Here is a 10806-nt window from a genome sequence, read left to right on the forward strand (position 1 = left end):
GATCCGGCCAGGATGTCCTGAAGGCGCTTTGCCTCGGTGCCAAGGGAACCTATATCGGCCGGCCGTTTCTTTACGGCCTGGGGGCGCTTGGCAAGGAAGGGGTTACCAAGGCGTTGGAAATCATCCGCAAGGAGATGGACATCACGCTGGCGCTGTGCGGAAAGCGTCTTGTCACCGACATGGGCAAGGACCAGCTCCGGCGCCAGGTCCCGTGACCGCCTGACCACGGAGACACCGAAAAGTTGGCAGAATCCGGCATCCATTTTCTCGACGCGCATGGGCCGGACGGCATCCGTCTCTATGCGATCGGCGACGTCCACGGCCGGCTCGACCTGCTGGCCGCCATGCATCTGCGCATCAGGGCCGAGATCGAGCAGGAGGCGCCTGCCGACTGGCGCGTCATCCATCTTGGCGACTATGTCGACCGCGGGCCGGACTCGAAGGGCGTCATCGATTTCCTGATCGAAGCGCAAGAGCGAGACCCTCGTCACCTGATGCTGGCCGGCAACCACGACATCGGCTTTCTCGATTTTCTCAAGACCCCTGACCCGGAAGGGCTTTTCATCCGGTTCGGCGGCATCCAGACGGCACAGTCTTACGGCGTAACGATCAGTGAAGGCACAAGCGTGTGGTTCGGCAAGGCCGAATCGGCCGTGCGCAGAGGACATCAGGCACTGGTCGAGGCCGTGCCGCAAAGCCACATCGACTTCCTGCGATCGCTGCCGTTTTCCGTGACTTTCGGGGACTTCTTCTTCTGCCATGCCGGCATCAGGCCGGGCATTCCTCTGGAGAAGCAAAACCCGCAGGATCTGATCTGGATCCGCGACGTCTTCCACAACCACCCCGACCTCTATCCGAAGATCGTGGTGCACGGCCACACGCCGGTGCCGGAGGCGGAAGTGATGGCAAACCGCGTCAATGTCGACACGCTTGCCTGGCAATCAGGCATGCTGAGCGCGCTCGTCATCGACGGCGCGGACAAACGCATCCTGACAATGACGATTAAGGAAGCTTGAGCGCCGCGCGTCGGAGGACGCGAAAGACGCTTCCCGCTTTAGCGCAGCGAGGCGGTGACGCCGTAACCGTCGACGGCGTTGTGGTTGTTGGCTGCGTCGGCGGCATAGATGCCGAGACCGCACAGCACGATGGCGGACAACATGGCAAAGGACAGAAGCGCTGCTTTCACGGAGGTCATCTCTTGTTGAGCTTTCTGCATCTGTGCACCAGGCGGTTACCAATGCGTTGAAACGGAGAATTCGCTTCAAAGTTTCGACGATTTTGCGCTTCTAGGCATGTTCTGTATCAACGGTGTGTCGCGCGGGTCACACAAAAGGTTCATAGCCGTTGCACAGAAGATGCAGAGCGCGCGCCTTCTAGGATGGCGGGCGGACACAAGCCAAGAATGAAACCGTTTTCCCCAGGCGGTTTCACCGCCGCGTGCCAATTATGTCACGCTGGAGGGTACGGAGAGACCAACGCTCAGATGGTCGCTACCCAGGCCCGGGCAATGGCGAGGCCAGCGGCATCCGCATCGGGCCCGTTGCGGGCCATTTCGCCATCGAGCTTGCCGGCCCAGTCGGGATGGCGCGCAGCGATGGTCGGGGCAAAGGACGCGCTCCAGTCCTTGACCATCGGCCGGTCGGCCTCGAAATGAAACTGGAAACCGTACACGGCTCGGCCGACGCGAAACGCCTGGTTCTCGGCGACCTCGTTGCCGGCAAGCCGTACGGCGTTTTCGGGCAACACGAAGGTGTCGTCGTGCCATTGGAAGATCGGGAACTTTGCCGGTAGAGCGCCCAGAACCGGATCGGCCTTGGCGTCAGGCGTCAGCGACACGCCGTGCCAACCGAACTCATTGGCGCCGCCGATACGGTTCTCGCCACCAAAGGCACGAGCGACGAGCTGGCTGCCCAGGCAGATGCCGAGCACGGCGCGATCCTTGTCGGCAAAGTCGCGGGTCAGTTCGAGCAGTGCCGGGAAATAGGGATACTCATCGTCGGCCAGCGCATTCTGGCCCCCGCCGAGCACCACCATGGCATCATGCCCGGCCGCGTCATCCGGCAGGGGATCGCCCCTGTAAGGGAGACGCAGGTCGAGATCGGCGCCCGCTTCCGCAAGTGCTGCGCCGACCTGGCCGAGGCCGGTATTGTCGTAGTTCTGGACCACCAGCACCCGCATCGCAAAACCCTGCTGACATGAAAAAGCTGCGACGAGCGATATCATGCCGCTCGCATTGCAGCCAAGATGCGTGTCCGGAGAGAAAACTATGCCACTGCAGAACCGGGTCGATCCGTTCGGCGCCATCCATGCCGTGCCCGATCGCGGCATGTTCACCGGCAATCGCGGCATCATCCACGACCCCGAGACGAAGACGCTCAAGAAAAAGCGCTGGGCGCTTCAAGCCTGGATCATCTGCGTCTGCCAATTCCGAAATGTGCGGCGCGAACCGATGGGCCGCAACAGGAAGGGCGGTAAAGCGGGCTGGACCGAGCTGTTCTTCCTCGACGAGGTGACCGCACTGGCGGCCGGGCATCGCCCCTGCTTCTTTTGCCAGCGCGAACGGGCCAGGGATTTCGTCGGCCGCTTCGGCGAAGCCTTCGGCATCGCCGAACCGCGCGCGCCGATGGTCGACAAGCGGCTGCACAAGGAGCGGCTGGCGTCAGGCGGCAAGCCGCCGGTGATTGCGGTTGAAGACCTTGCCGGCCTGCCGGACGGCGTCGTGGTTGCGGATGGCGGCACTGTTTATGCCCTGCGTAGCGGCAAGGCACTGCGCTGGTCCTTTGCGGGATATGAGCACCCCAACGATTTCGACATGCTCAAAAGCAAGACACTCTCGCTACTGACGCCGGCCACGACGCTCTGCGTGCTGCGGCACGGCTTTCGGCCGGTGTGGCATCCGACCGCCGAGGCTTGACGCCGGCGGCCGGCTCGCTCATTCCTCGGCGATGCGCGCCAATTACAAAATGCAACGTCTGTTCGTGACCGACGATCTCGCGCCGGACATCGAATTCGAGGCCGGCCAACAGCAGAGCCACTATCTCCTGCATGTGCTGCGGCTTGGCGAAGGCGCCGAAATCCTGGTGTTCAATGGCCGCGACGGCGAGTGGTCGGCGGCCATATCGGCGAAGACGAAAAGGGCGGTGCGGCTGAAGGTGTCGGCGCTGCAGCGGCCGCAGCCGCCTCTGCCCGATCTCGTCTACTGCTTTGCGCCGCTGAAGCAGGGCCGGCTCGATTATCTCGTGCAGAAGGCGGTCGAGATGGGCGCCGGCATCCTGCAGCCGGTCATTACCCAGCACACGCAAGTGGCCAAGCCGTCGATCGATCGCCTGCGCGCCAATGTCGTCGAAGCCGCCGAGCAATGCGGCATCCTGGCGGTGCCTCAGGTGCGCGAAGCCGAAAAATTCGACCGCCTGTTGACCGGCTGGGACACAGAGCGACGGCTGATCTTCTGCGACGAGGATGCTTCGACCAACAATCCGCTGGCCGCGCTGCAGGCGGTCAAGGAAAAGAAGCTTGGGCTGCTGGTCGGGCCGGAGGGTGGCTTTTCCGACGACGAGCGCAAGATGCTGCGCGCCCTGCCCTTCGTCACCGCCATTCCGCTCGGCCCGCGTATCCTGCGCGCCGATACGGCGGCGGTGGCCGCATTCGCGGTGATGCAGGCAACGGTCGGAGACTGGTGAGACGTCATCCCTTGCAAGGGACGCAGAGTTCCAGCAACGTTCAATTCCTGTTGACCTGTGGCTCAGGATTTTTCGCTTGATCGTCTGCTGACATTTCGTCCATTTACCGCCGGCGGTCATCCGGCCGCCTCTGAGGGTACCATCATGGCGCGCGATACGACCGATTTCCGCCCGATCGAAGGTGTCGACGAACTCGTCGAGCACCTGGCCGAAGGCAACAAGCCGCGCGACAAATGGCGCATCGGCACCGAGCACGAGAAATTCCCCTTCTATGTCGACGGCAATGCACCGGTCCCCTATGGCGGCGAGCGCGGCATCCGCGCCATCCTCGAAGGCATGCAGGAAAAGCTCGGCTGGGACCCGATCGTCGATGACGGCCGCATCATCGGCCTGGTCGAACCGACCGGCCAGGGTGCGATTTCGCTGGAACCCGGCGGCCAGTTCGAGCTTTCCGGCGCACCGCTGGAGACGATCCACCAGACCTGCCGCGAGGGCAACGCCCATCTGGCGCAGGTGCGCGAGATCGCCGAGCCGATGGGCATCCGCTTCCTCGGCCTCGGCGGCAGCCCGAAATGGTCGCTTGCCGAGACGCCGAAAATGCCGAAATCGCGCTACGAGATCATGACGCGCTACATGCCCAAGGTCGGCACCAAGGGCCTCGACATGATGTACCGCACCTGCACGATCCAGGTGAATCTCGACTTCGAGAGCGAGGCCGACATGCGCCGCAAGATGCAGGTGTCGTTGAAGCTGCAGCCGCTGTCGACGGCCTTGTTCGCCAATTCGCCTTTCACCGAAAGCCACCCGAACGGCTTGCAGAGCTGGCGCGGCGACATTTGGCGTGACACCGACAACCAGCGCTCGGGCCTGCTCGAATTCTGCTTCTCGCCCGATTTCGGTTTCGCCGACTATGTCGAATGGGCGCTCGACGTGCCGATGTATTTCGTCATCCGCGACGGTCGCTATCACGACATGACCCACATCACCTTCCGCCAGTTCATGGCCGGGGCCGCGCGCAATGAAGTGCCGGACGGGCTGCCGACAATGGGCGACTGGGCGAACCATCTGTCAACGCTGTTCCCGGATGTGCGGCTGAAGCGCTTCCTCGAGATGCGCGGCGCCGATGGCGGGCCATGGCGGCGCATTTGCGCGCTGCCGGCCTTCTGGGTCGGATTGCTTTATGATGAGGCCGCACTCGATGCCGCCGAGGCGCTGACCTCGAGCTGGACGTATGAAGAAACGCTGGCGATGCGCAATGCCGTGCCGGAACAAGGCATCTCCGCACCCTTCCGCAACACCACGCTGCGCGAGATCGCGCGTGACGTGATGGTCATTTCCCGCATGGGACTGAAGAACCGTGGCAAGAAGAACCGCGACGGCTACGACGAGACCTCCTTCCTCAACACGTTGGACGAAGTGGTGGCGCGGGGCACCACCAGCGCCGAGGAGATGCTGTCGGCCTACCACACGCGCTGGGGCGGCTCGATCGAGCCGGTTTTCATGGAATACGCCTATTAACCCTCGGATTTGGCAAAGCTGACCGGCCGGCAAAAGTCGCTTCAATCGGAAGTGGAAACAAACTAGGCTTCTTCGGCGAGGATTTCCGGAGGAGACGCCGATGCCCACCTTGTTCGACATGCTGACGCAGGCCCAGAACGGCAATGGCATGCAGGCCCTTGCCCAGCAATACGGGCTTTCAATGCAGCAGACGCAAGCGGCGGTTGCCGCATTGCTGCCGGCCTTTTCGCAGGGGCTGCAACGCAACACCGCCGACCCCTATGGGCTCGGCGCCTTCATGACGGCGATGGCCAGCGGCCAGCACGCCAAGTATTTCGAGGACGCAACCCGGGCCTTCTCGCCGCAAGGCGTCGATGAGGGCAACGGCATTCTCGGGCACCTGTTCGGTTCGAAGGATCTGTCTCGCGCCGTGGCCAGCCAGGCGGCGCAAGCCAGCGGCGTCAATCAGCAGATCCTGCAGCAGATGCTGCCGGCGATCGCCTCGATGGTCATGGGCGGGCTGTTCAAGCAGACGGCAAACCAGATGCAGGCCGCCGGCGGTTTTGGCGGCGGCGGCAACAATCCGCTCGGCGAGATCATCGAGCAGATGATGCGGCAAGGCGGCGGCATGCAGGCCCCGGCGCCGCAGCCGCGCCAGGCGCCGCCGCCCCAGAACCCGATGGACAACCCGCTCGGCAAGGTGTTGCAGGACATGTTCGGCGGCGGCGCGGCTCAGCCACAGCCGCAAAGCCAGACGCAGCCGGCACCCAATCCCTACGGCGACAATCCGCTCGGCAAGGTGCTGCAGGACATGTTCGGCGGTGGCGCGCCTCAGCCGCAGCCGCAGGGGCGGGCGCAGCCGCAGCCCCAGCAGACGCAAAGCCCCTACGGAGACAATCCGCTGGGGAAAATCTTCGAGGAGATGCTGCGGCAAGGTGGCGGTGGCTTAGGCGGCATCCCCGGCGGACAGCCGGCGCCGCAACAGCCTCAAGCGCCCCCGCAACGTCAGGCACCGCAGCCACAGGCCAATCCGAGCGGCCGGCCGAAAAACCCGTTCGACGACCTGTTCGGCAAGATGTTCGAAACCGGCGCCCAGCAGCGTGATGACTACCAGAAGGGCGTGGAGACAATCTTCGACCAGTTTAAGCGGGACATGGACCGGCGGTAGGCGGTCTTCGCTGAGGTAGAAAGAGAAAAGCCCGGTCCTGGGAGGACCGGGCAGAGTGCAGGCGGGCCGGGGGGATCCGGCAGGGAGTGGGAGCCTGCATACTCGTCAGTCGCGTCGAACCCTGAAAAGGTTCACGGCAACCTAAACAACAAGCAACCGATCAGGCCACCTTGCGAGCGAAATCCTCGATCGTTTCGATGCGATCACTGGCGATCTCGCGCAGCATCGCCGTCGGGTCGCGGCCAAACGGCACGTCGATAGCGACATGCAGGTCGGCGCGCGTCAGGCCGATATCGGCGAGTTCGGCGTCCGACATCTCGCCAAGGCGATAAAAGGCGCGGCGGTTTTTCCAGGCGCGGTAGATGTTGGAGACGGTGTTGGCCACGCGCGTCGCAACGGCCGGACGCGAGGTGATGCGCGGGGTCTCGGTGGCGAAATCGAACGTGGTCATTGTCGGTCTCCTTCAGACTCGAACGGGCAAAGCCTTGCGATCGGCGCTGGCGACAGCGGCCGTTCCGGCTTCGATTCACATGCCTTCATGTGGACAATGCCAATTTGCCATCGGCCGATTGATTAATCCAACGAATGTTTCTAATCTTTACCATCAACACCAGTGATGGATCATATCGATGAAATCGCCGCTCGATCTCGATCAGTTGCAGACCTTCATCTCGATTGCCGACACCGGCAGCTTCACGCGAGCAGCCGAAGAGGTGCACCGGACCCAGTCGGCGGTGTCGATGCAGATGCGCCGGCTGGAGGAGCGGCTGGGCAAGCCGCTGTTCGAAAAGGACGGACGCACCAACAGGCTGACCGAGGAAGGCGACAAGCTGCTCTCCTATGCGCGGCGGCTGCTCTATCTCAACCGCGAGACCCTGGCGGCCTTCGACGACCGGCGGCTCGAAGGCACGATCCGCATCGGCACGCCCGACGACTACGCCGATCGTTTCCTGCCCGAGATCATGGCACGGTTCACCCGCTCCAATCCGCGCGTCGAACTCACCGTCATCTGCGAGCCGACGCCGGGGCTGGTCGAGCATATCAAGCGCGGCAATCTCGACCTCGCGCTGGTGACGCACAACGACGTACGCGGCCAGTCGGAGGTGGTGCGGCGCGAACCGCTGCTGTGGGTCACCTCGGCCAATCATGCCACGCATGAGCAGGAAACGCTGCCGATGGCCTTCGGCCGGCCGAACTGCATCTGGCGGCGCGCCGCCGTCGATGTGCTCGACCAGCAGAACCGCGACTATCGTATCCTGTTCACCAGTTTCTCGGCCACCGTCATCACCGCCGCGGTGCTTTCCGGGCTGGCAATCTCGGTGCTGCCGGAATGCGCGCTCAGACCCGGTATGCGGGTGCTGGGCGAAGCCGACGGCTTCGGCGCCCTGCCCGATTGCCGCATCGGCATCATGCGCGGCCAGACGTCGCGGCCGGAGATCGTCGATGCGCTCGCCCGCCATATTTCGGAAAGCCTGGACAACATCTCGGTGCCGGTCGGCGAAGACCCCGGAACGTTCGATTTCGCAGCGCTCGCCTTCACCAAGCTGCGGCGAACCAAGCCGAACCAGATCCTGCCCGGCTGGTAGGCAGGGCCAGGTGTGCGGGTTATGAACGGCTGGCCCGACGCAACCGCCTTGACGCGGGCGCCCAACCGTTCCCCAATCGACGGATGAGCGAAGTAGCATCCGAATCACGCACCAACGCCGCCGAATATACGGTGAGCGAGATTTCCGGCGCGCTGAAGCGCACGGTCGAGGACGTTTTCGGCAATGTGCGGGTGCGTGGCGAGATATCAGGCTATCGCGGGCCGCATTCCTCAGGTCATGCCTATTTCGCGCTGAAGGACGACCGCGCGCGGCTCGACGCCGTGGTGTGGAAAGGCACGATGAGCCGGCTGAAGTTCCGTCCCGAAGAGGGCATGGAGGTGATCGCCACCGGCAAGCTCACCACCTATCCCGGCAAATCCAACTACCAGATCGTCATCGACAATCTGGAGCCGGCTGGCGCCGGCGCCCTGATGGCGCTGCTGGAGGAGCGCAAGCGGCGGCTGCAGGCCGAGGGGCTGTTCGACACCGGTCGCAAGCGGCTGCTGCCGTTCATGCCGTGCGTCATCGGCGTCGTCACCTCGCCGACAGGGTCCGTCATCCGCGACATCATCCACCGCATCAAGGACCGCTTTCCGCTGCATGTCCTGGTCTGGCCGGTGCGCGTGCAAGGCGAGACGTCAGGCGCGGAAGTGACTGCCGCGGTCAACGGCTTCAACGCGCTGGCATGGGATGGCGCCATCCAGCGGCCCGATCTGTTGATCGTTGCGCGTGGCGGCGGCAGCCTCGAAGACCTCTGGGGGTTCAACGACGAGGCGCTCGCCCGCGCGGTTGCCGCTTCCGGCATTCCGGTGATCTCGGCTGTCGGCCACGAGACCGATTGGACGCTGATCGACCTCGTTGCCGACGTGCGAGCGCCGACACCGACAGGCGCGGCCGAAATCGCCGTGCCGGTGAAGGCCGACCTCGAAGCAACGCTTGCCAGCCTCGGTGCGCGGCTGAAAGCGGCGGTGCTGCGCAATTTCGAGCGCAAGCGGCAGGCCGCCCGTGCCGCCGCCCGGGCTCTGCCCTCGCCCGATCAATTGCTGGCGCTGCCGCGCCGGCGCCTCGATGAGGCGACATCCAGGCTGGGCCGGGGCCTGTTGGTCTCCACCGAACGCAAGCGTGCAAGGTTTTTTGCCGTGAAACTGACACCGGCAATGCTGTCGCAGCGCATTGCAGAGGCCCGGCGCACCAACGAACGCAATCTTTTGCGAGCACAAGGGGCACTGCGTGCGATGGCAAGAGCCCGGCGTGCGGAGCTTAACCGGGCGGCGGATCAATTGCCAAAATGTGCCAGGGCATCGCTGCAGCGGCACAAGCAGCAACTGGCCATGCTGCAAGGCCGCATCACGATCGAGCCGACGGCACGGCGGCAACGCGTGCAGAGGGATTTGCTGACAGCTTTGACAAGACGCGGCACGCAAGCAGTGGTGCTCAGGCTGGAGCGCCTGCGCGGCCGCATCGTCCAGGCCGACAGGTTGATGGCGTCGCTGTCGCACAAGGCCGTCCTGGCCCGCGGCTTTGCGCTGGTGAGAGATGCGGATGGCACCGTCGTCAAGCAGGCTGCCGACGTGGCGTCGGGAATGGCGCTTTCGCTCGAGTTCGCCGACGGGACCGCCGATGCGGTGGCAATCAGCGGCACGGCAAAACCGAAAGCCGTGGCCAAGCCGGCGGCCAAGGCCAAAGAGCCTGGCAATCAGGGATCCCTATTCTGACACCATGACCGACAATCCGCATCATCTGGCAACGCCCTCAGGCAAACCGCGCGCGCGAAATTTCGGCATCGGCTTCGACGGACGGCCTGGACCGTTCAACGCGATCACCGATGTGCCCGGCGTCGCGGTCGGCTATGCGACGCTGATCTCGGGCGATGGCGCGCTTGTCGTCGGCAAGGGACCGGTGCGCACCGGCGTGACCGCGATCCTGCCCAGGCCGCTTGCCGACCTCGCCAACCCGGTCTTCGCCGGGATCTTCAGCCAGAACGGAAACGGCGAACTGACCGGCTCGCACATCGTCGAGGAAACCGGCGCTTTCAACTTCCCGATCACCATCACCAACACGCATTCCTGCGGTGTTTCCCGCGACGGCACGCTGCGCTGGATGCAAAGCGTGCTGCCGGCGGCGCTCGACAGCGGCTGGGGACTGCCGGTGGCGGCGGAGACCTATGACGGCTTCCTCAACGACATCAACGGCCACCATTTGACGTCGGAGCATGTTGCGCAGGCCCTCGACGGTGCCGCCGGCGGACCGATCGAGGAAGGCAGCGTCGGCGGCGGCACCGGCATGATCACCTTCGGCTTCAAGGCCGGCTCCGGCACGGCATCGCGCATCGTCGAATGGCACGGCCGTGCCTATACGGTCGGCGCCTTCGTGCAGTCCAATTTTGGCAAACGGCGCAATATAACCATTCGCGGCCTGCGCGCCGGGCCGCAACTCGTCGAACCGGCTGTCCGCGAAGGCACACCGCGCGCCGAAAAGGGTTCGATCATCGCCGTCATCGCCACCGACGCACCGTTCCTGCCGCATCAGATGAAGCGGCTGGCCCGACGGGTGCCGCTTGGCGTCGCCATGACCGGAGGCTTCGGGTATCACAGTTCAGGCGACATTTTCATCGCCTTCTCGACCGCCAATGCGAGCGCCGCGCGGGCGCCATCCGGCCGCATCGCCAGTGCCGATTTTATTCCCGATACCGACATCGATCCGTTTTTCGATGCGGTGATCCAGACCGTAGAGGAAGCAATCCTCAACGCGCTGGTTGCCAATGACGATATGACCGGACGGGACGGGAATTTCGTGCCGGCGCTGCCGAAGACGTGGCTGAAGGAGACCTTTGGCTGAAGACAAAAACGCGGGCCAGAAGCCCGCGCTGCAACAA

The 10806-nt window shown here is 64.1% G+C and carries 12 protein-coding genes; 9 read left to right on the plus strand and 3 right to left on the minus strand.

Going from position 1 to position 10806, the window contains the following annotated elements:
* Both EOA22_RS13170 and EOA22_RS13175 read left to right on the plus strand, forming a co-directional pair.
* On the plus strand, positions 1-215 hold a 215-nt coding region (locus EOA22_RS13170), incomplete at its 5' end, for an alpha-hydroxy-acid oxidizing protein (protein WP_206521281.1).
* 27 nt (positions 216-242) lie between these two features.
* Positions 243-1016, plus strand: a complete 774-nt coding sequence (locus tag EOA22_RS13175) for a metallophosphoesterase (protein ID WP_063170129.1) — start codon at positions 243-245, stop codon at positions 1014-1016.
* A gap of 38 nt (positions 1017-1054) precedes the next feature.
* Here EOA22_RS13175 and EOA22_RS39530 read toward each other — a convergent pair whose 3' ends face one another.
* Positions 1055-1186: a hypothetical protein gene (locus EOA22_RS39530; RefSeq protein WP_013893872.1), complete on the minus strand. Its 132-nt coding sequence runs from the start codon at positions 1184-1186 to the stop codon at positions 1055-1057.
* A gap of 293 nt (positions 1187-1479) precedes the next feature.
* Complete coding sequence (locus EOA22_RS13185) at positions 1480-2178, minus strand: type 1 glutamine amidotransferase (protein WP_063170470.1); 699 nt, start codon at positions 2176-2178, stop codon at positions 1480-1482.
* Positions 2179-2266: 88 nt separating this feature from the next.
* On the opposite strand from EOA22_RS13185, the gene EOA22_RS13190 reads away from it, so the two are divergent.
* The 4 genes from EOA22_RS13190 (at position 2267) to EOA22_RS13205 (ending at position 6345) form a co-directional block, all read left to right on the plus strand.
* The gene (locus EOA22_RS13190) at positions 2267-2914 is read left to right on the plus strand and encodes a hypothetical protein (protein WP_063170128.1); all 648 of its coding nucleotides are present in this window, start codon (positions 2267-2269) and stop codon (positions 2912-2914) included.
* A 31-nt stretch (positions 2915-2945) separates the two neighbouring features.
* Positions 2946-3680: a 16S rRNA (uracil(1498)-N(3))-methyltransferase gene (locus EOA22_RS13195; RefSeq protein ID WP_013530342.1), complete on the plus strand. Its 735-nt coding sequence runs from the start codon at positions 2946-2948 to the stop codon at positions 3678-3680.
* 144 nt (positions 3681-3824) lie between these two features.
* Entirely contained in the window at positions 3825-5198 is a 1374-nt protein-coding gene (locus tag EOA22_RS13200) for a glutamate--cysteine ligase (RefSeq protein WP_063170127.1), read from the plus strand.
* Positions 5199-5298: 100 nt separating this feature from the next.
* The gene (locus EOA22_RS13205; protein ID WP_024502320.1) at positions 5299-6345 is read left to right on the plus strand and encodes a DUF937 domain-containing protein; all 1047 of its coding nucleotides are present in this window, start codon (positions 5299-5301) and stop codon (positions 6343-6345) included.
* A gap of 160 nt (positions 6346-6505) precedes the next feature.
* Here the strand turns inward: EOA22_RS13205 and EOA22_RS13210 are convergent, their stop codons facing one another.
* Positions 6506-6796: a DUF1127 domain-containing protein gene (locus tag EOA22_RS13210; RefSeq protein WP_063170126.1), complete on the minus strand. Its 291-nt coding sequence runs from the start codon at positions 6794-6796 to the stop codon at positions 6506-6508.
* A gap of 178 nt (positions 6797-6974) precedes the next feature.
* On the opposite strand from EOA22_RS13210, the gene EOA22_RS13215 reads away from it, so the two are divergent.
* From EOA22_RS13215 to EOA22_RS13225, 3 genes are all read left to right on the plus strand, one after another.
* Positions 6975-7931 carry a LysR substrate-binding domain-containing protein gene (locus EOA22_RS13215; protein WP_063170125.1) on the plus strand — a complete coding sequence of 319 codons (957 nt, stop codon included), beginning with the start codon at positions 6975-6977 and terminating at the stop codon, positions 7929-7931.
* An 83-nt stretch (positions 7932-8014) separates the two neighbouring features.
* Entirely contained in the window at positions 8015-9646 is a 1632-nt protein-coding gene (gene xseA, locus EOA22_RS13220; protein ID WP_063170124.1) for an exodeoxyribonuclease VII large subunit, read from the plus strand.
* Positions 9647-9650: 4 nt separating this feature from the next.
* Positions 9651-10769 carry a P1 family peptidase gene (locus tag EOA22_RS13225; RefSeq protein ID WP_063170123.1) on the plus strand — a complete coding sequence of 373 codons (1119 nt, stop codon included), beginning with the start codon at positions 9651-9653 and terminating at the stop codon, positions 10767-10769.
* Positions 10770-10806: the final 37 nt, after the last annotated feature.

The organism is Mesorhizobium sp. M7A.F.Ca.US.014.04.1.1 (assembly GCF_003998745.1).
GTDB classification, from domain to species: domain Bacteria; phylum Pseudomonadota; class Alphaproteobacteria; order Rhizobiales; family Rhizobiaceae; genus Mesorhizobium; species Mesorhizobium ciceri.